Raw genomic sequence first — 22,532 nt, 5'->3', positions numbered from 1 at the left:
TCGGCTTCAATTGTGGAGAGCAGTTAAATTATGATGGATCGACTACGCGAAGGCGTGAACAGCATCGCGGTCAAAATTATCCTTGGACTTATCATCCTTTCTTTCGTTTTTGCTGGTGTAGGTAGCTACATTGTTGGCGGTAACAACAACGCGGCAGCGAAAGTAGGGAACACCGAGATTGCTCGTGGTGAGTTTGAGATGGCATACCAAAATGAGCGTAACCGCATGCAAGCTCAATTGGGTGATTACTTCTCTCAAATGCTGGCTGACCCTGCATACGTTGAATCGTTCCGCAAATCTGTTCTAGACCGCATGATCAACGATGTGCTACTTGACCAACAAGCTGAAGCTCTAGGTCTACGCATTAGCGATGCACAAGTTCGCAGCATGATTCTAGACATGCCTCAGTTCCAATCTAACGGTAAATTCGACCAAGAGATCTACCAAGCGTCTCTACGTCGCGCAGGCTTCTCTCCAGACTCATTCGCAGAGTACATGCGCCGTGAATTGGTTCGTGAGCAACTGCTGAACGCACTGCAAACAAGTGAATTCACGCTACCTGGCGAAGTTCAGGCAGAAGGCAAGCTGTTCACTCAAACTCGTGACGTTCGCACAATCACTATCGATTTGGCTGAGTTTGCTAAGAAAGTAGATCTTACTGATGAAGAAATTCAAGAGTACTACAAAGCAAACCCAGATAACTTCACTCGTCCTGAGCAAGTTAAAGTTGCTTACATCGAGCTTTCTGCTGAAGAGCTTAAGAAGCAAATCCAAGTTTCTGACGCAGAAGTTAAGAAATACTACGACGAGCACCTAGATAAGTACTCAACAGAAGAGCAACGTCGCGTAGCACACATCCTAGTTGAAGGTGATGATGAAGCGAAAGCGCAAGCAATTCTTGACGAGCTAAACGCAGGTGCTGATTTTGCTACACTAGCAAAAGAAAAATCGGAAGACTTTGGTAGCGCTGAAAATGGCGGTGACCTAGGCTGGATCGAACGTGATGTAATGGACCCATCTTTTGAAGAAGCGGCATTTGCACTTAAGAACCCAGGTGATATGACTGGTCTAGTGAAGTCAGATTTCGGTTACCACATCATTAAGCTTGAAGAGCTAAAAGGTGCAGTGGCGAAACCATTCTCTGAAGTTGCAGCTGAAATTAAACAAGAAATGGTAGACCAGAAAGCGGTAGATCAGTTCTATGAACTACAAAACGAACTTGAAAAAGTAGCGTTTGAATACCCAGATTCGCTAGATGACGCTTCTAAAGCGGTTGGTCAAAAAGTGAAGACGACAGACTTCATTTCTCAAGTTGATGCGCCAGAAGTTCTTAAGAACCAAGCTGTGATGCAGGCAATTATGAGCCCAGAAGTGAAAGAAGATGGTCTGAACTCTGAAGCAATCGAAGTGGCGCCTGAGCACATCATTGTTGTTCGTGTCGAAGATGCTCGTGACGAAACAGTGCTTCCACTAGCTGAAGTGAAAGATCAAGTGGTTGCAGAACTGTCTCGCGTTAAAGGCGAGCAAGGTGCGATCGAACTCGGTACGAAAGTTGTTGCTGCTCTGAAAGAAGGCAACACGGCTATTCTTGCTGAAAATGGTTTGGCGTTTGGTGAGCAAGAGTCTGTTGATCGTCGCTCTCCACTAGCAGCAACAGTATTTGCAATGGCGAAACCTGTTGATGGCAAGCCAGTGTTTGGTCAATCTAAAGATCTAGAAGGCAACATTGTTGTTGTTGAGCTTGATGCTGTTCATGCTGAGCTAGACAGCGCATTGGAAGAGCAAGTTGCGATGCAAATGCAACGTGCTTCTGCTCAACAAGATCTTACTTCGGTAATCTCTGTACTACGCGCAAACACTGACATTGAGTACTTTGTTGTGAGCAACTAAGCATTACTGATGTAATTTGCATGTTAACTAAAACGGGTCGCATTCGCGGCCCGTTTTATTTTTGTTTGAATAAACTTCAACATAAACAGCGCTTTGCATAGAGTAGTTTTCGTTTTAATACAAAAACTCAAGGGAGGGTGCTCAAATGAAATGGATGTTAACACTGTGCTTATTACTCTTAGCACCGATGAGCTGGGCAGAAGAGAGTAAGTCGGCTAACACAAAAGCAGCTAAGTACGAAGGTATCGAGATTACGGTAAACGTAAATACAGCTTCAGCGCAAGAGATTGCCACCATGCTAAAGGGTATTGGTGAAAAGAAAGCGAAAGATATCGTCGAATATCGTAATGAACACGGTCCTTTTAAAACCGTTGCGGATCTGACCAAAGTGAAGGGCATTGGCGATGCCACGGTGAAAAAGAATGAAGAGCGTATTTTGTTGTAATCAACGTTCTTGCCATTAAAAAGCGAAGTTTCTGTTTCCTATTACTGCTTTCCCGAACCAATCTTCTTTAATGGTTCGGGATTTTTTTGTTTGGTTAGCTTAAATGCGAAAATGGAGTGTGAAGAGCTCTTTTTAGCGTTTTGCCAAGGGAGCTAACCAAAGAGACGACGGTGTAGCAATTTTTCTAACCCAGCCATACCTAGACCACCAATTGCGCCAAATAAATGCGCATCAACAGCAACACGAGCCCCAATCATTGCAGCTGTACTAGTCGAAGGACCGTAGAACTGTTCCCAGGCGATTTTCGCAATTAGACCACCAACGAGCAGCATGCTGCTTCTTCTGCCATCAAAAACTTCACTCAGAGCCCAGAAACCGAACAATCCGTGCAGTACCCCTGATAAACCAACGTAAACCGACATATTAGTGAACAAGTTCATTGCACCAACAAAGGCGCACAAGACAATGAACACAATGAGAAAGTTGCGCACGGTAGGGCGGAAAATAAAACCAATAATCCATAGACCAGCTAAGTTCATACCAAGATGAGCAAAGTTGGTATGCGTCAAATTTCCTGTTACGATTCGCCACCATTCACCATGGCGTATATTGTATGCATGCCATTCAGTTAGACTTGCCATTGGCTCGAATTGAAGTATTAAACAGATGACGCTGATGATGCTCAGCAATGTATAAAGGTTCACTCTATGTCTCGTTATTGTTCTCAGTGTGGAAAATCGCGCAAAGCTTGTATCTGCCAATGGATTGTATCGCTAGCAAACGAGGTTGAACTTATCATCCTTCAGCATACGAGTGAAGAGCATCGTCCTCTCGGTACGGCACGGATTCTCAATTTAAGCTTAAATCATTGTACTTGCTTGATTGGTGAAGATTTTTCTGACGATTCAGTTTTAAATGCCTTGCTTGAGGATGCAACGTACCAGCACTTTATTCTGTATCCTTCAGATCAGTCGTTGTGTCTTTCTCAGTTGGCAGATGAACGATCTGATACTACTAAGAAAACTCGTTTGATTTTACTTGATGGGACATGGAAGAAAGCTTACAAGATGTGGCAGCTTTCGACCAATTTACAGTCTATCCCCACGGTGAAGTTGCCGGAAAATCTACAAGGTCACTACACCATTCGTAAAGCACCGTCTGAAAACAGCTTATCGACGGTAGAAGCTGGGTATCATGCGTTAAGCTTGTTAGAGCCAAACCAAGATTTCACACCTTTATTGGCGGCGTTTGAGAAGATGATTGAGTTCCAAATCGCCCAGATGCCTCCGGGCGTATTTGAAAAGAACTATCTGAAAGCTCGTTAAGCTGAAAGGGGATTAAGGTTCAGCCGTCCTTTTCGGTTAGAGCACGATTGAAGAAAACAACTGACGGTGTAGCTTTTGTGCATGCCCGTCAGTCATCGCCGAGATGTAATCTGCTATCACTCGCATTTTTGCGCTCTCGGTGGTGGCAGTTTGCCACAAGGTTTGGGTGTGTGTAGGAAGTAAGCGTTCAGGATCGGCACTTAATGCCTCAAACAAATCCATGATGATCTGTTGACCCTTATACTCAACAATCTGCACCTGATGCACTTGAATCACATACTTACTAACAAAGTGTTTGAGGACTTCAAGCGCTTTTGCCATCTGTGGTTCTAAGCAGGCGTTCCAAGCCAGCAGCGCATTGTTAAATGGTTCATCGACGACTTTAATTGAGATACTGGTAAGTAGCGCATTGACCATACCGCCGATCGCATCTTTGCGTTCATGATGTTTGCCACTAAACAACATCTGCCCGATTGACCCAATGTGCTCTTCAAACCACGGGTCACCACAATCCGCCAGTTGGCTTGCTGCTCCTTCTTGCCATTGTTGGCGAGTGACCATTCCCAGCACAATTGCATCTTCCAAATCATGTACGCCATAAGCAATGTCATCGGCGAGTTCCATGATGGAACAATCGAGTGACTTGAAGCGAGTTTTACAGTGCTCGAAGTCTGATTCTGGGCGACAGCGCATTTGGCTTAACAAGGCTTTGTCGTTGTCGGTTAATGGTGCAATGACCCAATCGAACAAATCCTTATCGCAGTCGTAGATCCCCTTTGCTGGGCACCAGTCTTTGGCTTTTAGCTTGCGTTGGTGTTCGACTGGGTCAGGTAAGCAGACTGCACGAGTTTGGCTAAGTAGCGCAGGGTATTTGATCAAACCAAGTAGCGCGCGTCGCGATAAGTTCATACCAAAGTGCTCAGTATATGGCTCTAGTTTGGTGACGATACGAAATGTTTGAGCATTCCCCTCAAAACCTCCATGCTCACGCATCATGTAGTTGAGGGCTACTTCACCACCATGTCCATAGGGAGGATGACCAATGTCGTGTGCTAAACAGAGAGAATCGATCAAGCTGTCAGACGGCAGAAGATCTCGAAACTCTGGTTGCTTTTTCTTGAGCTGCGCTACGATACCCGTTCCCAATTGCGCGGCTTCGAGAGAGTGGGTTAAGCGAGTTCGGTGGAAGTCTTCTAAGCTGTTGCCGTGGACCTGAGTCTTCGCCTGTAAGCGGCGGAAAGCCGCAGAGTGCAAGATGCGCGCACGGTCACGCTGATATGGGCTGCGATGATCGTCACGGCGGATCTTATGTTCATCGTCATGGCGCTCTTGCCATGAAGTATCTAATTCAAACGACACGTTTCTCTCCATCAACTAACTGATTTCATCCAGCGATAATTCAAAACTTGGGGCAAAGATATGAAGGAAGTATTCCATTTCCGGTGTTTTACGTTCTTGCAAAGTGATGTCGAGACGCTTCTTGGCGAGAGCAAACTCGTGATTACCTGCACTAAGTTCTTCGAGACATTTTAAATATGCACAGATGGAATCAGCTTGTTTCACGATCAATGCATCTTCTTCATGCGCAGAGTGCGACAACAGGTAGGGAGCAAAATCGTCTTGAAACTCCTCAGGCAACATGGACAGTAACTTTTGTTCCGCAGCTGCTTCGATCTTCTTATATTCTTTGGAGATTTCTGGGTTGTAGTATTTTACAGGAGTTGGCAAGTCACCAGTTAACACCTCACTGGAGTCGTGGTACATGGCTAGAATTGCTATCCGTTCAGGATTGAGGTTGCCGCCAAACTTCTTGTTTTTGATTAAGGCGAGGGCATGAGCGACAAACGCGACTTGCAAGCTGTGTTCAGAAACGTTTTCCGGTGATACCGAGCGCATCAAGGGCCAGCGTTGGATGAGCTTCATTCGTGCCAAGTGGGCGAAAAAATGGCTTTCTTTCATTGCTGTCTCCAATTTTGATTCTGATACAAAAAAAGGAGCTCACTAGGAGCTCCTCTAAGCATATGAGAGTTCAGTAGTAATTACTACTGGCTATACGTTGTTAAGAACCGCTCAAAGCGACTAATCGCGGTTTCGAGATCTTCTACGTGGGGTAAAGTCACGATACGGAAGTGATCGGGTTTTGGCCAGTTGAAGCCAGAGCCTTGTACCAACAATACCTTCTCTTGTTTTAAGAAATCCAAGACCATTTGTTGGTCATTTTTGATGTTGTACATCTTGGTGTCGATTTTCGGGAACAAGTACATCGCGCCTTTTGGCTTCACACACGAAACCCCAGGGATCTGATTGATCAGTTCGTAAGCGCGGTTTCGTTGTTCAAGAAGACGACCACCTGGCAGGATTAACTCATTAATACTTTGGTAGCCGCCTAACGCGGTTTGGATTGCATGTTGCATTGGTACGTTGGCACACAAACGCATTGAAGACAGCAGTTCGAGACCGTTGATGTAGCCTTGAGCCAAATGTTTAGGACCCGTTAGGAACATCCAACCACCGCGGAAACCACAAACACGGTATGCTTTTGACAGACCGTTGAAGGTCATTACCAATACATCGTCAGTAAGTGTTGCGACAGAAGTGTGTGTTGCACCGTCGTAAAGTACTTTGTCGTAGATTTCGTCGGCGAAGATCATCAACTTATGTTGACGCGCAATCTCAATCACTTCTAAAAGGAAATCACGGCTGTAAACCGCACCCGTTGGGTTGTTCGGGTTGATGAGAACAATACCGCGTGTTTTTGGCGTGATTTTCTTTTTGATGTCTTCTAGATCTGGATACCAGTCCGCACCTTCATCACATAAGTAATGAACAGGCTTACCACCTGATAGCGCAACAGATGCCGTCCACAATGGGTAATCCGGTGCTGGGATCAGCATTTCATCGCCATTATTCAATAGCGCTTGCATTGCCATTACGATGAGTTCGGAAACACCGTTGCCTACGTATACATCTTCCACATCCAGAGAACGGATGCCTTTACGTTGGTAGTGCTGCACGACGGCTTTACGTGCTGAGTAAATACCCTTGGAATCACAATAGCCTTGAGAAGTTGGTAGATTACGGATTACATCTACTAGAATCTCATCAGGGGCGTCAAAACCAAATGGGGCGGGGTTACCAATGTTTAGCTTTAGGATTTTATGCCCTTCTTCCTCCATGCGTTTAGCATGTTTGAGTACAGGACCCCTAATGTCGTAGCAGACATTGTCGAGTTTTGACGACATCCCGATATTTTGCATTGTTTAATTCCTAAAAAATCGTTAATTTCTTTATTAAAATACAATAATTTGTTTTTTATTAGAATATAAATCTGTAAATTATCCGTTTAGTGGCTAAGTTTTGTCCTGTCGCCATCACAGGATTTTGCAAAAGATCGCGTACGACCTTGATTTGCTTTGGGTCTAAACTTAGAGTAGCCGTCAGTTACCACTAATCCTCACATATTTCGAGGTTGATTTGTCACAGTTCCATCAAGCCGTAAATAGAATTATCGAGCGAGTTCAGCAAACGGAAGGCAATCAAACACGTTTAGTCGAGCCACTCAACGAGAAACCAAATTTTGCGTTTATTGATTGGCTTGAAGCACAACCACTTTTTCCCAAGTTTTACTGGCAGTCCCGTGATACTCGTGAAGAAGTTGTTGCCCTAGGTCAGCTCCATTCTTTTGTTGAGCCGGGACCTGCATATACGATCCTTGGAGAAGGTCAACGTGTATGGGGTGGTCGTTCATTCGATGGTCAGCACGAGAAAAATCGTCGCTGCATGCCATCTTTCTTTTTTCTTCCTCAAATCGAGTTGATTCGCTTCGATCAACAATGGTCGCTCGCAGTCAATATCTCAGAAGATAAAACCCGTACATTAGCAGGCTTAAAAAAGCTGGTTTGTGATGTGCCTAGCCTTGCGCCTATTTCTTCTCATATTCGATCTATTGACCACGCGCCAACTGAGCCTGAGTGGAACACGCTAGTAGAAAAAGTGCTGACAGGTATTGAAAACGATGATTTCAAGAAAGTGGTTTTGGCTCGCAAAACAGTGGTTCAACTAGATTCGACACTTTCTGCTGCGCAGTTACTTAAAGCAAGCTACTTAAATAATCACCACAGCTTTCATTTTCTATTGAGTCTAGACAGTAAACACAGTTTTATGGGGTCAACGCCTGAGCGTCTTTATTCACGCGTTGGTCATGAGCTTCATACCGAAGCTTTAGCCGGCACTATTGGTCGTGGCGATAATGCAAAGCAAGATATGGAGCTAGCAAACTGGCTATCTCAAGATTCTAAAAATCTGAATGAAAACCAATATGTAGTGGATGACATTATCGATCGTTTGTCGCCGCATTCAGAAAGCGTTGAGGTCGAAAACGAGCCTCGCTTAGTACGTTTAAGAAAAGTTCAGCACTTGAAGCGTAATATTCACGCTGAACTGAAAGCTGGAATCAATGGGGTTCAGCTTCTTTCCGCTTTACAACCAACCGCTGCAGTAGCGGGTTTACCACGCAAGGAATCGATGCAGTTTATTCTGGATAACGAACCGTTTGCTCGTGGTTGGTATGCAGGTTCGATGGGTTATATTAGCCATGAACGTGCAGAATTTTGCGTTGCGATCAGAAGTGCTTTGATCTTAGGGGATCAAGTTCAACTGTTTGCTGGCGCGGGTATTGTTCCAGGCTCCATTGCAGAACATGAATGGGCCGAGTTAGATAAAAAAATGTCGACGTTACTTTCTCTTATTTCAGATCACCCACCGCTTGGGGTTGCATCATGAGTGCCGATCAAGCTGTTTTAAATCGCATCTGGTCTGAAACCATCCTGACAGAATTGAACCGCTTCGGTGTGAATCACGTTTGTATTGCGCCTGGTTCTCGCTCTACACCTTTAACAGTAGAAGCGGCAGATAACCCCAATTTTACTATTCATACTCATTTTGATGAGCGTGGATTAGGCTTCATGGCGCTCGGACTTGCTAAAGCAAGCAAAGAGCCGGTCGCATTGATTGTGACTTCTGGCACTGCCGTGGCGAACTTATTGCCTGCTATTGCTGAAGCAAAGTTGACTGGTGAAAAGCTGGTGGTACTTACCGCTGACCGCCCTGTTGAATTAGTAGGTTGCGGTGCAAACCAAGCCATCAACCAATTGGGTATTTTCGCTGAGCATGTATCGGACAGTTTAAACCTTCCGAGCCCGACATTATCAACGCCTCTTAATTGGTTGCTGACTTCTGTTGATGAAGTGATGTTTACGCAACGCCTAAGAGGCAGTGCGGTACACATTAACTGTGCCTTTCCCGAGCCTTTGTACTCGAACACTGAAAAGAGTACGTACCAAAGCTACTTGGACACGGTTGCAGGTTGGAGAGACAGCAAAGTCACGTATTGTCAGCGATTTAACCCTAAAACCAGCAGTGCGATCCCAAGTTGCGGCGATAACAAAGGCGTGGTTGTCATCGGAAGCTTGCCATTAGTTCAAGCGCAAGCGGCTCGTGTATTTGCGGAGCAGATGGGGTGGCCGATACTTGCCGACCCACAAAGTGGAGTGAGTTCTGATTGGGCGCACTTTGATTTATGGCTACAAAACCCAAGGTTGGCAAGCCAGCTTGATGACTGCGATTTGATTGTTCAGTTCGGCAGCCGAATCATTTCTAAGCGTTTTAATCACTGGTTAGAGAGACATGTTTCTCGCAACCAGCATGGTAGGGATATTCAATATTGGTATGTCTCTCCACGGTTGGATCGTGACAATCAAAGCCACTTGCCTCAATGGCATTGGGCAGAGCAGCCAAGCGCGTGGGTAGAGCGTACTTCAGAGTTTGAATCGGAGTATTCCGGCTGGGCAGATGACCTTGCTGCTGACATCAAACAGGTGACTCAGCATGCGAAAGGTTTGTTTGTCTCCGATCCTAAGAGTGAATTGAGTGAAATTGCTTTGGCAATAGATGTTGCGGAGCGGTCTCAAGGGGTGGACTTGTTTGTTGGTAATAGCTTGTTTGTTCGCCTAATCGATATGTTTGGCAAACTGGACAATACCGAAGTCTTCACTAACCGTGGCGCTTCGGGTATTGATGGATTGTTTGCTACGGCAAGTGGTGTGCAACGAGCTCGTCAAAATCCAATGTTGATGTTCCTTGGCGATACTTCTGCTCTATATGGATTGAACTCACTAGCGCTGTTTACACACAGTGAATTACCTTCGGTTTTAGTGATCACGAATAACGATGGTGGTGCGATTTTTGATTTACTGCCAGTGCCACAAGAGCATAGGGAGTCTTTCTACCAAATGCCCCATGGCTATGAGTTTGAGCATGCCGCTAAGCAGTTTGGATTAGAATACAGTAAACCAAGCACGCTGGCAGAGTACCAAACGTTAGTAGCACAACATTTGGCGACAGGTCGTGGAGCATTGGTGGTCGAAGTGCAAACGCCGTCAAATCAAGCGGTAGAGCATCTTAAATCCTTCAATAAGAATCTACATGCTCTATTCTGAACACTTTACTGCAACGGAAAAACACCAAGGTAGCGCATTACCTACGTTGGTGTTTTTGCATGGTTTGCTTGGCAGTGGTGAGGATTGGCAAACGTGTATGGCAGCTTTGCCACAGTATGACCGAGTAACGATTGACTTACCCGGGCATGGGCATAGCCAATCTATTTTTTGCCGTGACCTGAATGATTGCTGCAAACTGCTCCATTCCACACTATCTTTACAATTTCCCTCACAACAACCGTTTATTCTGATTGGTTATTCAATGGGTGGGCGCATTGCTATGCATGGTCTTGCGCACCAGTGTTTTCTGGATCTCAATATTTGCGGTGCGATTATCGAAGGGGGAAACTTCGGGCTGCAAAGCGAGTCAGAAAAACAAGCACGGTTTCGCAACGATGCGCATTGGGCAAGACGCTTCAAAACAGAGCCTCTTGCCTGTGTTTTGAACGATTGGTACCAACAGTTGGTCTTTTCTTCACTAAACCATGAGCAAAGACAAACATTGATTGAGAAACGAAGTGCTAATCTTGGTTCAGCAGTTGCGGACATGTTGCTTGCGACGTCTTTAGCAAAGCAATCTTACTTGCTGCCTGCGCTGCAACAACAAACCATTCCGCTGTATTACATTTGCGGTTCAAAAGACAAAAAATTTAGTCAACTGGCTGAGAGTAGCGGGTTGGCGTATCGACAAGTTGAGGGGGCTGGACACAATGTCCATCAAGAGCAACCACAACAATTTGCGATGCACATTAATCAAATATTTCATTCTCACTTTGGGTGAGAGCAACGAGAACAATGGGAATCACCATGGCTAAAACAGTAGGCATTTCTGAAGAAGAACTTTACGCTCCGGTTCAATGGAAAGATTGCGGCGAGAAATACGAGGACATTCATTACCACAAGTCTGAAGACGGTATCGCGAAAATTACTATTGCACGCCCACAAGTGCGTAATGCGTTCCGCCCTCAAACGGTGAAAGAGATGATTGATGCGTTGGCAGATGCACGCTACGACTCTGGTGTTGGCGTGATCATTCTAACGGGTCTAGGCGAAGACGCTTTCTGTTCTGGCGGTGACCAGAAGATCCGCGGTGATTACGGCGGCTATAAAGACGACCAAGGCACTCACCATCTAAACGTATTGGATTTCCAACGCGACATCCGTACTTGTCCAAAACCAGTGATCGCATCGGTTGCAGGTTGGGCTGTCGGTGGTGGTCATGTTCTTCATATGATGTGTGATCTAACGATTGCAGCTGACAATGCACAATTTGGTCAAACGGGTCCTAAAGTCGGTTCATTCGATGGTGGCTGGGGTGCATCTTACATGGCTCGCATTGTTGGTCAGAAGAAAGCTCGCGAAATCTGGTTCCTATGTCGCTTCTACAATGCACAAGAAGCAGTAGATATGGGACTAGTGAACACAGTTGTGCCACTAGAAGACCTAGAAAAAGAAACCGTTCGCTGGTGTCGTGAAGTTCTACAACATAGCCCTATGGCGCTACGTTGTTTGAAAGCGGCACTCAATGCAGACTGTGATGGTCAAGCGGGTCTGCAAGAGCTTGCTGGTAACGCGACAATGATGTTCTACATGACGGATGAAGGCCAAGAAGGTCGTAACGCATTCAACGAGAAACGTCGCCCAGACTTCGACAAATTCCCTCGTAACCCATAATCCGTATAAGAAGAGGAGCCATGCGCTCCTCTATTTCGTTTTCGTCCTGAGCGCCTCGCCCTCTGGGAGGCTAGCGGGTTTTCTCGCTAAAGAGCTCAGAATATACGGCATTACATAGGATTCGAATTATGCGTAAAGCGAAGATTTATCGTTACTGCTTGCCAATGGACAGTGGCGTGATATTGCGTGATAACAAGTTGACGGAACGTACAGGTTACATCGTTGAACTGTCCGAAGGCGATAAAATCGGTCGTGGTGAAGTCGCTCCACTGGTTGGTTTTAGCTTGGAAGGTGTGGAAGAAGCCGGTATTCAATTGCAAGCTCAGGTTGAACGCTGGGTTGCGAACTTACCTTTGGATTACAACCACATGTATCCATCGGTTGCGTTTGGTTTGTCGATGGCTCAACTGGATCTTGAAGGTGGTTTACCTGCGCAAGGTAAGCACCAAGTCGCGCCTTTGTGTAACGGTGACCCAGACGATCTGATCCCAAAACTGAACGAAATGGAAGGCGAAAAAGTCGCGAAAGTAAAAGTCGGTCTGTATGAACCGATTCGTGACGGTATGCTGGTGAACTTGTTCCTTGAGTCGATTCCACAGCTAACGCTTCGTCTTGATGCAAACCGTGCTTGGACGCCAGAAAAAGCGCAGCAGTTTGCAAAATACATTGCACCATCACTACGCCAGCGCATCACCTTCTTGGAGGAGCCATGTCGCTCTCCTGGCGACAGCCTGTCTTTTGCAATCAATACGGGGATCGCTATCGCGTGGGATGAGACGTTGCAAGATGCGGTTCGTCGTGAAGATTTCAGCTTGGAAGATCTTACTGGTGTGAAAACCATCATCATCAAGCCAACGTTAATCGGCTCGGTTGATTTCTGTATTAAGCTGATTGAAAAGGCGAAGACGCTGGGCATTAAAGCCGTGATCAGCTCAAGCATTGAATCGAGCTTAGGTCTCAACCAACTTGCGCGCTTAGCACAATGGCAACTACCAAATGAGATCCCAGGTTTGGATACCATTGGTTTGTTTAAAGCGCAATTAGAGCAGGGCTGGCCGAAGTGCGATCTTCCAGTTATTCCGCTGTCAGAGCAGGAGTTAGTGTGGCATTCAGCGTAGATGATATTGCGATTGCACCTTGGAAATACTGGGCTCAAGTGAGCCCTTTTTCTATTGCGCTTGAAACAAACAAAGCGTCGCTCAATTGGCAGCAATTAGCGGCACGGATTAGCCATTATGTTCATTCCCTGCAACAGCAAGGTGTGATGAATGGAGATGTGGTGACGTTAGTCGGTAAGAATCAAGTTGAAACCCTGTGGTTTTATCTTGCCGCTCAGCAGTTAGGAGCGACTGTTGCTTTAACCATGCCGCAGCCTTTTGAGGCTCTGTCTGGCAAACTAACGACATTATACAAACCGAACCAGCAACGCTTTGTTTGGTTTGCTGATGGTGCCGTTGGTTTGTACTCTGAAAATCAGTTATCACAACTTAGTGCTACCTTGTTGTCGATTCCAGACACTAACACCGATGATGTATCAGTGCTCTCTACTGACGGATACTCGCATGATGGATTCGCATCTATCGTATTTACCTCTGGTTCAACCGGTACGCCCAAAGCGGTTGTTCATACACATAGACAGCACCTTTCTTCAGCTCAAGGTCTGTTGGCTGAGTTTCGGTTCGACCAACAAGGTACGTGGTTACTCTCTTTGCCGCTTTATCATGTTTCTGGTCTTGCCATTGTGTATCGCTGGCTGTTCGCTGGTGCAACCATTAAGGTCGGAAGTGGAAGCTTTACGGACGATATTGTTGGTGTCTCTCATGCTTCTTTAGTCTCGACCCAGCTTAAGCGTTTGCTGGACGAACAAGTTGAATTGTCTCTCACGCATGTATTACTGGGTGGTAGCCACGTCGCACATGAGCTCGCACTACGAGCGACACAACAAGGCATTGAGACTTGGCTAGGCTACGGCATGACGGAAGCCGCTTCAACGGTGACAGCAAAGCAAATAGACAGCATCAGCAATGCAGGTCACCTATTGCAAAATCGAGATATTAAGCTGGAGGAGCAACGCATTTATATTGGCGGGCTCACTCTCGCAACTGGCTACTTCAATCAAGGAAGTGTTACTTCTCTGCTTAATGATGATGGTTGGTTCGACAGTAAAGACTTAGGTGAGTGGCAAGGCGATGAACTTAAGATCATTGGACGAGCAGACAACCAATTCATCTCTGGCGGTGAGAATGTTCACTGCGAAGAAATTGAAGCAGTACTGAACCAAATCGAGGGTATTTCGCAAAGCATTGTTGTGCCAGTAGAAGATGCGGAATTTGGACACCGACCAGTGGCTGTGATTCAAACTGAATCGTTATTGAGCAAAGTACAGTACGAGCAATACCTAAAAACTAAGCTAGAGAAATTCAAATGGCCAGTAGCGTATTACGCAATGCCTCAAACTCTGTTGGGTGGTGGTATTAAAGTGTCGCGCAAAGCAGTGAAAGACTGGCTAAAAAATGAAGTGCAAAACGGTGACTAAGCGTTATTGCACTTCAGGGGGATGTGGTGATGGTGAGTCACCACAATTCTTTAGTTAGCGAGCGCGACTTTCATCTGCTCAGCCACTTTATCTACTTTGCCCAATCCGATAATCACTTGTAAGCCGCCTTTACCAATCATAACTACGCCAGCAGCACCTAGTTGTTTTAGCTTAGCTTCATCGGCTAGAGAAGAGTCTTTTACAGTCAAGCGAAGGCGAGTAATACAATTGTCCACCTCGAGAATGTTATCTGCACCACCAATCGCTGCGATGTAGTCTTTCGCCAATTCACCAATGTTCTCAGTGACTTCTTTTTCCATATCCTCGCCGCGACCGGGTGTACGTAAGTTGAACTTAATAATCGCAAAGCGGAATACGCTGTAGTAAATCGCGAAGAAAACTAAACCTTGTGGGATCAGCATGTACCATTTGGTCGCCAGCGGGTTTTGGCTTGATAGTACGAAGTCAACGAAGCCTGCAGAGAAGCCAAAACCTGCCATCCATTGCATGCTTGCCGCAATGTACATTGAGATCCCCGTTAATACTGCGTGAATCAGGTACAACACTGGCGCTAAGAACATGAAGCTGAACTCTAGAGGTTCTGTGATACCAGTGAAGAAAGACGCCATCGCAGCAGCCAGCATGATAGAAAACACTTTGGTTTTGTTTTGCTTATCAGCGCAGTGATAAATCGCAAGAGCGGCACCTGGTAGGCCAAACATCATAATTGGGAAGAAGCCAGCTTGGTACATACCAGTTTTGCCGATCACAGCCGTACCATTGGCAATAGACTGTGCGCCGCCTAAGAAGTTTGGAATGTCGTTGATGCCAACCACATCAAACCAGAAGACTGGGTAGAGCGCGTGGTGCATGCCGATTGTCAGCATCAAACGGTTAAAGAAGCCAAAGAGACCTGCGCCTAACGCCCCCATGGATTCGAGCTTAGTCCCGAAAATAATTAATGCATCGTAAATCACAGGCCATACGTAAAGCAGGACAAAAGCCAAAGCCATGCCAGCGATAGAGGTTAAGATTGGAACCAGACGCTTGCCACTGAAGAATGCCAACGCCTTTGGTAGCTCAACACCAGAGTAACGGTTATAGATTTCTGCTGAGATCACGCCAACTAGAATACCGATAAACTGGTTGTTGATTTTGTTGAACGCATCAGGCACTTCGTCAGCACTAATATCCATCAATTGAGTAACGGCACCCGGTGCTAGTAATGTGGTTAGCACCATAAAACAGATAAAACCAGATAAAGCGGCAGAGCCATTCTTATCCTTGCTTAATCCGAAAGCGACACCAACGGCGAACAGTACCGCCATGTTATCAATGATGGCTCCACCGGATTTAATTAGGAATGCCGCTAAAACACTTTCAGAGCCCCAACCGACCGGATCAATCCAGTAGCCAATCCCCATTAATATTGCCGCAGCAGGTAGGGTCGCCACGGGTACCATTAATGCCTTACCGACTTTTTGCATATAGCCGAGTATATTCATATTTGCCCCTATAATTTTAATGCCACCTAAAACATGATCTATGTTTGAAAGTGGCGTTTTTATTTAGTTTCTAGAGACTATTTGAAACTTAATTATCGACGCAAACAAACGAAATCACTACTATCATGAATTAATATTTTTAATGCATGGTGCGTTATGGCTAACCAACAGTTACTGCTTAGAAACCTTCATACCTTCAGTATCGCAGCGAAGCACCTCAGCTTTACGCAGGCAGCGAAAGAGTTGCACCTCACTCAAGGCGCTGTGAGTCATCGCATCAAAGTGCTAGAGCAGGAGCTTGGTTTTTCTCTGTTTGTGCGAGGTACGCGGAAGTTAGATTTGACCGCAGAAGGGTACCGATTCCAAAAGACATTATCATCGTCACTGAGCACCATTTTTAATGAAATTGAAGAAATAAAATCAACGGATTTAGTTGGTGAACTGAACATCGCTGCATCTCCGGGATTCTTAAATGGATGGTTGATGCCACGTATTGCGGATTTTAAACGTCTTTATCCGGGATTTAACCTCAACCTGTTTGCACAGGAAAACCAATTAGATTTAGTGACTAATCACATTGATGCTGCGATTTTTTATGATACGGAGCATTTGGTTGATGTGTATCGCCAAAGACTGTTTGGTGAAAAGTACATCCCGGTCTGTACACCTGAGTACATGAAAGAACAGAATATTTTAGAGGATGGGATGGCATCACTTCATCGTATCAACTTTATCCATGCATTGGGTTCGGATGTATGGCAACGATGGATTGCCCATGTGGGACTTGATGTTGATATCTTTGAGCATTTTTATTGTGTTAGCCATCGAGATATGGCGGTGCTCGCGGCGAGAAATAGTGTTGGTGTGGCGATGGGGCGGTATCGATTCGTCAAAGATTTACTGGATAAAGGAGAATTGGTTAGCCCTTATCCGACAATGGATACGAACTTGGGGTACGATTTAATTTGTCCATCTGGCTATGAACATCGACCTAAAGTGAAAACCTTTATTTCATGGATAGAAAGTCATATACCCAAGTAACCTCAAAATGCTTGGTTCAGCGAGAATGACTTGGTTTGAAGGCGAGGCAACAATTTGAAGATCTAGTGGTTCTAAATCAAAAGTTGTTAACGGAGCATACGAACCAAGGCAACTCGCCCTTTGGGAGCGTGTCACTGAAACAATTTCATCGTCAAACAACTTGGAAAGAGCTTGCTATTACGCTTCGTTGTTTTCCTTGAACTTGAATCAGTGACAGCGCTCTGAATCCAGCACCTTGAAGTCACTTGGTTATAGTTGATTTCGCAATGAATTAGTCGAAAAGGTAATTTCGTATCCTTATAACTCTGAATCATAATCATGCTCAAAGATAAAGGAATAAGGCATAAGGTTCAGGATGATCAAATTAGCGTTAGCAGCGGCGGTATTATTGCAAATCGGTGTAGCTGTCAGCAGTGAGGGGTTAATGCGTTCATTGGCTGAGTTAACTGCCTTTCTGGTTGCAATAGCTTTAGTGTTGGTACACAAAAGTCAAAGCACGCGAAAAGTCGAGCCAACCCAGCCTCAGAAAATCGATCAAGGTTTAGCTGAGAAGTAACCAGCCTAGAGACGTAGTAGAAATCAGTACCCACAATGTGACGCCAAACAGTAATGGCTTTGCGCCTGCTGATTTGAGTTTTGAGACTGAAATACTGCAACCAATCAAGAACAAACAAACCACAAGAGCTTGCTTAGCAATGGCAAAGATGCCTTGATATACCACTTCAAATTGTGGGAAAAAATCGCTGAATGCAATTGCAGCACAGTACCAGAAAATGAAGTAAGGAATCACTAACTTACTTTTGCCTTCCTCTCCATTACCTCGAGAAAAGATCACAGCACTGATCAGTGCGACAGGGATAATCCACAATGCTCGGGCGAGTTTCAATGTTGTTGCTGTCGTAAGTGCTTCTTCGCCGTAAGCAGACGCGGCCCCCACAACTGAAGAAGTGTCGTGAATCGCAATCGCCGCCCATGTTCCGAACGTATGCTGATCCAAGCCTATTGCGTGACCAATCACTGGGAAGATAAATAGCGCTAATGAGTTCAGAACGAAAACCGTTGCAAGTGCAAGACCGATTTGTTCATCCTTCGCTTTAATCGCTGGAGCGACAGCGGCAATTGCACTGCCACCGCAAATTGCAGTGCCAGAAGCGATTAAGTAAGCGGTCGTTCGTTCTAACTTAATCATCTTCGCGATCGTCATACCGATCACAAGCGTACCAAGAATGGTGGCGATGATAAGACCAATGCCGTCAGAAGTGACTGCTAGAGCCTGCTCAAAGTGAATACCGAAGCCTAAGCCAATGATTGAATAGGAAAGCAACTTCTTGGTAAAAGAGGCAATAGGAAGTTCTGTCGGTACTAGGCTAAAACTCGCCAATAGAAAACCGACCACAAGCGCAATAGGAGAGGACACGAAAGGGGTTAAACAAAACAGCAGTGCCAATCCAAAGGGGATATTCTTTGTATTCAAGGGTGTCGTTCGTTGTTATGAGTTAAAGCGTGGAGTATACAGTAACGCTTTTGGTCAGAAAGTCTTAATGAATTGAACATGCGTTCAGTTAAACTAAACGCATGTTCAAGAATATGAAAGTGCTGCTCTGAGTTTAACGCCAGTCGCCTCGAAGTGCTCTTACTTTTTCAAACATAACTTGCGCGCTGGCTTGTTTTGGATCGACGGGTGTTCCTGCTTCGATTTCTAATTTAGACCAGAAACGGGTTGGTAACCCCTTACATGCGCGACCTTTTGCACGGCTGAAATAGCTGCCCCACAAACCTTTCAGTGCCATTGGTATAACAGGGACAGGGCTGCGGCGAAGGATGATATCGATACCACGCATAAACTCGTTCATCTCACCATCTGACGTTAAACGTCCCTCTGGGAAGATACACACAATATGACCCTCACTCAGTGCTTTCTCAACATCATTAAATGCGCGGCGAATCGATGTTCGATTGCTAGCCGAGATGGGGATCACGCCTGCTCGGCGAAGGAATCGTCGCAAAGGAGGAAGGTTCGCATAGTCTTCTTCCATCACAAATCGAATGAGACGAGGACAAACGGCACTTAATAGCAGTGAGTCCATATAGCTGACATGATTGCAGACGATCAATGCCCCGCCGTGTTCTGGTAGGTGGTGTAAGTTCTTGTGCTTCACTCGGTAAATGGTATGAGTGACCACCCACATTGCAAAGCGCACCACAAAGATAGGAATCTGCAAAAAAATGTACGTTGCAACGAGGAAGTTAAGCACCGCCAGAAGAGCAAATAATTGAGGAATGCTCATTTCAAGTACGCTTAAACAAACAATGCCTAATACAGCGCTGCCTACCATGAATAGAGAGTTAAAGATGTTTAAGCCTGCAATGACCTGCGCTCGTTCCGTTTCTTTAGCTCGGTGTTGCATCAAGGCATAAAGGGGGACGATAAAGAGACCGCCGGATACACCTATCATTAATAAGTAGAAGAACAAGGACCAGAATGCATCGTAGCTAACAAACTCAGCGAAAGTATGGAAGCGAGGCAGATCGGTCGGAATCGATGTTGCCATCAAGAAACCGAAGATTGTGATACCCAGAGCACCAATCGGCACGATGCCGACTTCAATACGATGATTTGAGAGCCAATTACATGCCATGGAGCCAACAGCAATGCCAACAGAGAATAGCGCTAGAAGGAAAGAAACCGCGCTTTCGGTACCGTTTAAATACACCTTGGTGAAGTTTGGAAATTGAGTCAGATAAGCCGCACCTAGGAACCAAAACCAGCTGATTGCCATGATGCATTGGAAGACAATACGATCAGACTTAGCAATCGCGAGTGTGTGCTTGGTCTGTTTATATGGTTGCCATTTGAATTGAATGTCCGGCGCGCTGGCTGATGCAAACGGAATAAAGCGACTAGATAGGTAGCCCAAAACAGCAAAGATGACAACGCAGAAAGCAGCAAGATATTTGGCACTCTCTGCTGAGGCAATAATACCGGCACCGAGAGTACCGACCAGAATTGCGATAAACGTACCAGCTTCGACTAATGCGTTGCCAGGGACGAGTTCTCTTTCATTAAGTTGTTGAGGAAGTAGGGCATATTTGACTGGTCCAAAGAACGCCGATTGGGTACCCATCAAAAACAGCAATAAGAGCAGGACGCCATAGCTTTCGGTGATAAAACCAATTGCGCCTAATAGCATGATGCCGATCTCGAACAACTTTACCTTTCGAATAAACCATGACTTCTCGTACTTATCCGCGAGCACCCCAGCTGATGCAGAGAATAAGAAGAATGGAAGAATAAACAAGCCTGCCGCTAAGTTAATGAAAAGGTTGCTAGAAATTGGTAACGCGCTTGACCCAGCAAAAGCCACAAACAGCAGCAGTACGTTCTTAAATATGTTGTCGTTGAAAGCACCAAAAAACTGGGTAATAAAGTAGGGGAGGAACTTTCGCTGCCTAAGCAAAGACGACTGGCTGTCTGATGACATGAACAATCCTTTATTACCAGCTGATCAGGTAGTTTGAAATCAGGTTATCGATAAGCTCTTTACCATCAATAGGTTCGCTTGAGAAAAATTTGTCATCGACACTCAGAAGTGTAATGCCGTGAACACCTGACCATAATACTCGACTCGCTTGTAATACTTCAGATTCAGTACGATGGGGAGCGATTTGTGCCAATAAGGATTCCAACATTCCTGTCATACCATCGATGCGCTTCGCGTGCCACTCTGGAAGCTCAGCACCATTCATGTTGTGCTCAAATACCAGTTGCCAGCGGTAAGGGTGTTTTTGCGCAAAGTCATGGTAGCAGTATGCCAGTTCAAAAAGTGCTTGATGAGCATCCTTACTGTTTTTGGTCGCGGTTACTGCTTCTTGTTGCAACTCATCCAATGTCTGTGCAACGGCATGTAAAAGCAGTAGGTTATAGTTGCCAAAGATATTAACGAGAGTACTTGGCACGTAACCTATCATATTAGCGATCTTGCGAAGGCTCAGGTCGTGGTAAGAGTTTTCGTCTAAAAAGTCTTTGACTGTGGTAAGAGTCAAATTGACTAACTCTTCTCTAGTGTGATCGTTTCTGCGCGCCATAATTTAAAACTACTTATTGAACAACGTTCAATATGATAGTCAGCTACTGATTGACCGTCAATAACGCAAACAAGTCAGAAACCTGTGGGTTGGCAATATTCTGATACATGTCTTCTATTACGGATTGTTTCATTGTTGAATCCGACGGAGTATGATGGACACATCTCATATTTAGCGTGCTACTGATATTAGATGCTCGTTCATTTCACTATCATGCAGCGCGATTAAGTACATATCGTCAATTTTAAGGATAACGATGAAACGTTTATTTTCGATTGTCGCCCTACTGATGTTTACTGTTGCTGTAACGCCTATCGCGGAAGCGAAAAAGTTCGGTGGTGGTAAGTCTTTCGGTAAGAGTTATAAAACAGCCCCTGCTCCTAAACAGCAGCAACAAAACACAAACACCATTGGTAAAGAACAAGGTGCTAAATCATCAAGCAAAAAAGGTTTGATGGGCGGCTTACTTGGTGGTCTTCTTGCTGGTGGTTTGTTAGCAGCATTCTTTGGTGGTGCATTCGAAGGTATCCAATTTATGGATATCCTAATCATCGGTTTGATTGCATTTGTTATCTTCAAATTGATGCGTGGCATGCTTGGCGCTAAACAGGGCAGTATGAATCAGCATCGTCAACAGCCAGCATTTGGCGGTAATGCTTCTAAGTTCGAGCAACCAAACATGCAGAATTTTGAGCAACAGCCAAATACAAACGCTGGTGGTTTTGGCGGTTTCGGTGCTCAAACTGACATCCCACATAACTACCCACCGGGTTTTGACCAAGCTGCATTCATCAATGGCTCTCGTGAGCACTACCGTATCTTGCAAGGCGCATGGAACCATAACCAACTTCACACGATTGAAGAGTATGTTTCACCAAGCCTATTTGAAGATTTGAAAGCAGAACGTGCGAAGCTAGATGGCGAGCAACACACCGATGTGATGTATGTAGATGCTGAAATCGTTCGCGCTGACTACGATGCAAGTAAAGCACAGCTTAGTCTGCAGTTCAGTGGTCGCTACCGTGATGCAGCAGAAGGCATTGAAGAAGATATCGAAGATATCTGGCACCTAGAGCGTGACCTAACGGTACCAAACGCACCTTGGTTGATTGTTGGTATTCAAGGTTAATCACCAACAGCGTTCAATTTAGTCTTAGTAAAATCCCGCTTTCGAGCGGGATTTTTTATGTCTGGAAATCAGAGAATCGAAACCTATCGATATAATTTCGAGTGGTTAAAGTCGAGCAAATAGGATCCTTACAAGGGAAACGATGAGTCACACATAGGGAATGGTGAAGATAGAGCTAATAAGATGATCTATGGCTTGATTCCATTGACCTAAAATAAACCAACTGACACTTTGATTCCCTCTCAAGCAGAGCTAGTTAAAAGTATCTAGGTGTCGTACTACTTAACGAAAGATCACTAAAAATCGCGCTATGAGTGAGACTAGATTTGGCCAGATAGTGGGGTAGTCATTGAAAATTGATAGGTATAGAACGAAAAAAGCCAGCTCAATGAGCTGGCTTCTTC

General features: G+C 45.3%; 20 protein-coding genes. 12 read left to right on the top strand and 8 right to left on the bottom strand.

All coding sequences use genetic code 11. The features are described from left to right. The first annotated feature begins 30 nt into the window (after positions 1-30). Both ppiD and VHA02S_RS12450 read left to right on the top strand, forming a co-directional pair. On the top strand, positions 31-1,890 hold the full coding sequence (gene ppiD, locus VHA02S_RS12455) for a peptidylprolyl isomerase (protein WP_009698342.1): 1,860 nt from the start codon (positions 31-33) through the stop codon (positions 1,888-1,890). 145 nt (positions 1,891-2,035) lie between these two features. Further along, positions 2,036-2,335, top strand: a complete 300-nt coding sequence (locus VHA02S_RS12450; RefSeq protein WP_005446580.1) for a ComEA family DNA-binding protein — start codon at positions 2,036-2,038, stop codon at positions 2,333-2,335. A gap of 152 nt (positions 2,336-2,487) precedes the next feature. On the opposite strand, the gene rrtA is transcribed toward VHA02S_RS12450, so the two are convergent. Continuing rightward, positions 2,488-3,039 (bottom strand): rhombosortase, encoded by a 552-nt coding sequence (gene rrtA, locus VHA02S_RS12445; protein WP_005446582.1) that lies wholly within the window; start codon positions 3,037-3,039, stop codon positions 2,488-2,490. Between the two features lie 3 nt (positions 3,040-3,042). Here rrtA and VHA02S_RS12440 point away from each other — a divergent pair, with 3 nt between their 5' ends. Continuing rightward, positions 3,043-3,660: a tRNA-uridine aminocarboxypropyltransferase gene (locus VHA02S_RS12440; protein ID WP_038898573.1), complete on the top strand. Its 618-nt coding sequence runs from the start codon at positions 3,043-3,045 to the stop codon at positions 3,658-3,660. A 36-nt stretch (positions 3,661-3,696) separates the two neighbouring features. Here VHA02S_RS12440 and VHA02S_RS12435 read toward each other — a convergent pair whose 3' ends face one another. From VHA02S_RS12435 to VHA02S_RS12425, 3 genes are all read right to left on the bottom strand, one after another. Further along, entirely contained in the window at positions 3,697-5,031 is a 1,335-nt protein-coding gene (locus VHA02S_RS12435) for an anti-phage deoxyguanosine triphosphatase (RefSeq protein ID WP_045490409.1), read from the bottom strand. Positions 5,032-5,034: 3 nt separating this feature from the next. Then, on the bottom strand, positions 5,035-5,619 hold the full coding sequence (gene yfbR, locus VHA02S_RS12430; protein ID WP_026000131.1) for a 5'-deoxynucleotidase: 585 nt from the start codon (positions 5,617-5,619) through the stop codon (positions 5,035-5,037). 83 nt (positions 5,620-5,702) lie between these two features. Beyond that, positions 5,703-6,917, bottom strand: coding sequence for a pyridoxal phosphate-dependent aminotransferase (locus tag VHA02S_RS12425; protein WP_005446588.1), 1,215 nt, complete (start codon positions 6,915-6,917; stop codon positions 5,703-5,705). A gap of 217 nt (positions 6,918-7,134) precedes the next feature. Here VHA02S_RS12425 and VHA02S_RS12420 point away from each other — a divergent pair, with 217 nt between their 5' ends. The 6 genes from VHA02S_RS12420 (at position 7,135) to menE (ending at position 14,367) form a co-directional block, all read left to right on the top strand. Then, positions 7,135-8,442 carry an isochorismate synthase gene (locus VHA02S_RS12420; protein WP_017188355.1) on the top strand — a complete coding sequence of 436 codons (1,308 nt, stop codon included), beginning with the start codon at positions 7,135-7,137 and terminating at the stop codon, positions 8,440-8,442. Continuing rightward, positions 8,439-10,157, top strand: a complete 1,719-nt coding sequence (gene menD, locus VHA02S_RS12415; protein ID WP_038898572.1) for a 2-succinyl-5-enolpyruvyl-6-hydroxy-3-cyclohexene-1-carboxylic-acid synthase — start codon at positions 8,439-8,441, stop codon at positions 10,155-10,157. Before VHA02S_RS12420 ends, menD begins: the two co-directional genes overlap by 4 nt. Further along, complete coding sequence (gene menH, locus VHA02S_RS12410; RefSeq protein ID WP_038898571.1) at positions 10,144-10,938, top strand: 2-succinyl-6-hydroxy-2,4-cyclohexadiene-1-carboxylate synthase; 795 nt, start codon at positions 10,144-10,146, stop codon at positions 10,936-10,938. The genes menD and menH overlap by 14 nt, the downstream gene beginning before the upstream one ends. A 26-nt stretch (positions 10,939-10,964) precedes the next feature. Beyond that, the gene (gene menB / locus VHA02S_RS12405; protein ID WP_005446595.1) at positions 10,965-11,831 is read left to right on the top strand and encodes a 1,4-dihydroxy-2-naphthoyl-CoA synthase; all 867 of its coding nucleotides are present in this window, start codon (positions 10,965-10,967) and stop codon (positions 11,829-11,831) included. 128 nt (positions 11,832-11,959) lie between these two features. Further along, positions 11,960-12,949, top strand: a complete 990-nt coding sequence (gene menC / locus VHA02S_RS12400; protein WP_038898570.1) for an o-succinylbenzoate synthase — start codon at positions 11,960-11,962, stop codon at positions 12,947-12,949. Then, positions 12,934-14,367, top strand: a complete 1,434-nt coding sequence (gene menE / locus VHA02S_RS12395; RefSeq protein WP_038898569.1) for an o-succinylbenzoate--CoA ligase — start codon at positions 12,934-12,936, stop codon at positions 14,365-14,367. Before menC ends, menE begins: the two co-directional genes overlap by 16 nt. Before the next feature lie 50 nt (positions 14,368-14,417). Here menE and nagE read toward each other — a convergent pair whose 3' ends face one another. After that, positions 14,418-15,872, bottom strand: coding sequence for an N-acetylglucosamine-specific PTS transporter subunit IIBC (gene nagE / locus VHA02S_RS12390; protein ID WP_009700394.1), 1,455 nt, complete (start codon positions 15,870-15,872; stop codon positions 14,418-14,420). A 156-nt stretch (positions 15,873-16,028) separates the two neighbouring features. Here nagE and VHA02S_RS12385 point away from each other — a divergent pair, with 156 nt between their 5' ends. Beyond that, positions 16,029-16,913, top strand: coding sequence for a LysR substrate-binding domain-containing protein (locus VHA02S_RS12385; protein ID WP_005446602.1), 885 nt, complete (start codon positions 16,029-16,031; stop codon positions 16,911-16,913). A 355-nt stretch (positions 16,914-17,268) separates the two neighbouring features. Continuing rightward, positions 17,269-17,469 (top strand): hypothetical protein, encoded by a 201-nt coding sequence (locus tag VHA02S_RS12380; protein WP_005446604.1) that lies wholly within the window; start codon positions 17,269-17,271, stop codon positions 17,467-17,469. On the opposite strand, the gene VHA02S_RS12375 is transcribed toward VHA02S_RS12380, so the two are convergent. The 3 genes from VHA02S_RS12375 to VHA02S_RS12365 all read right to left on the bottom strand — a co-directional run bounded on the left by VHA02S_RS12375 (position 17,455) and on the right by VHA02S_RS12365 (position 20,999). Next, complete coding sequence (locus VHA02S_RS12375) at positions 17,455-18,387, bottom strand: YeiH family protein (RefSeq protein ID WP_086028798.1); 933 nt, start codon at positions 18,385-18,387, stop codon at positions 17,455-17,457. The two genes, VHA02S_RS12380 and VHA02S_RS12375, sit on opposite strands and share 15 nt — an antisense overlap. A gap of 133 nt (positions 18,388-18,520) precedes the next feature. Beyond that, positions 18,521-20,395 (bottom strand): MFS transporter, encoded by a 1,875-nt coding sequence (locus VHA02S_RS12370; RefSeq protein ID WP_017188348.1) that lies wholly within the window; start codon positions 20,393-20,395, stop codon positions 18,521-18,523. A 13-nt stretch (positions 20,396-20,408) separates the two neighbouring features. Beyond that, positions 20,409-20,999 (bottom strand): TetR/AcrR family transcriptional regulator, encoded by a 591-nt coding sequence (locus VHA02S_RS12365; RefSeq protein WP_005446609.1) that lies wholly within the window; start codon positions 20,997-20,999, stop codon positions 20,409-20,411. 256 nt (positions 21,000-21,255) lie between these two features. On the opposite strand from VHA02S_RS12365, the gene VHA02S_RS12360 reads away from it, so the two are divergent. After that, positions 21,256-22,128, top strand: a complete 873-nt coding sequence (locus VHA02S_RS12360) for a Tim44 domain-containing protein (RefSeq protein ID WP_005446611.1) — start codon at positions 21,256-21,258, stop codon at positions 22,126-22,128. The last annotated feature ends 404 nt before the right edge of the window (positions 22,129-22,532 follow it).

Source organism: Vibrio harveyi NBRC 15634 = ATCC 14126 = KCTC 12724, from assembly GCF_001591145.1.
GTDB lineage: Bacteria > Pseudomonadota > Gammaproteobacteria > Enterobacterales > Vibrionaceae > Vibrio > Vibrio harveyi.
This window is presented reverse-complemented; position numbering and strand designations above follow the sequence as displayed.

Bases quoted from the DNA above. Each gene is read 5' to 3' on its own strand.
- ppiD (WP_009698342.1), top strand. From the start codon at position 31: ATGATGGATCGACTACGCGAAGGCGTGAACAGCATCGCGGTCAAAATT.
- VHA02S_RS12450 (WP_005446580.1), top strand. From the start codon at position 2,036: ATGAAATGGATGTTAACACTGTGCTTATTACTCTTAGCACCGATGAGC.
- VHA02S_RS12440 (WP_038898573.1), top strand. From the start codon at position 3,043: ATGTCTCGTTATTGTTCTCAGTGTGGAAAATCGCGCAAAGCTTGTATC.
- VHA02S_RS12435 (WP_045490409.1), bottom strand. From the start codon at position 5,031: ATGGAGAGAAACGTGTCGTTTGAATTAGATACTTCATGGCAAGAGCGC.
- yfbR (WP_026000131.1), bottom strand. From the start codon at position 5,619: ATGAAAGAAAGCCATTTTTTCGCCCACTTGGCACGAATGAAGCTCATC.
- VHA02S_RS12425 (WP_005446588.1), bottom strand. From the start codon at position 6,917: ATGCAAAATATCGGGATGTCGTCAAAACTCGACAATGTCTGCTACGAC.
- menD (WP_038898572.1), top strand. From the start codon at position 8,439: ATGAGTGCCGATCAAGCTGTTTTAAATCGCATCTGGTCTGAAACCATC.
- menH (WP_038898571.1), top strand. From the start codon at position 10,144: ATGCTCTATTCTGAACACTTTACTGCAACGGAAAAACACCAAGGTAGC.
- menB (WP_005446595.1), top strand. From the start codon at position 10,965: ATGGCTAAAACAGTAGGCATTTCTGAAGAAGAACTTTACGCTCCGGTT.
- menC (WP_038898570.1), top strand. From the start codon at position 11,960: ATGCGTAAAGCGAAGATTTATCGTTACTGCTTGCCAATGGACAGTGGC.
- nagE (WP_009700394.1), bottom strand. From the start codon at position 15,872: ATGAATATACTCGGCTATATGCAAAAAGTCGGTAAGGCATTAATGGTA.
- VHA02S_RS12385 (WP_005446602.1), top strand. From the start codon at position 16,029: ATGGCTAACCAACAGTTACTGCTTAGAAACCTTCATACCTTCAGTATC.
- VHA02S_RS12380 (WP_005446604.1), top strand. From the start codon at position 17,269: ATGATCAAATTAGCGTTAGCAGCGGCGGTATTATTGCAAATCGGTGTA.
- VHA02S_RS12370 (WP_017188348.1), bottom strand. From the start codon at position 20,395: ATGTCATCAGACAGCCAGTCGTCTTTGCTTAGGCAGCGAAAGTTCCTC.
- VHA02S_RS12365 (WP_005446609.1), bottom strand. From the start codon at position 20,999: ATGGCGCGCAGAAACGATCACACTAGAGAAGAGTTAGTCAATTTGACT.
- VHA02S_RS12360 (WP_005446611.1), top strand. From the start codon at position 21,256: ATGAAACGTTTATTTTCGATTGTCGCCCTACTGATGTTTACTGTTGCT.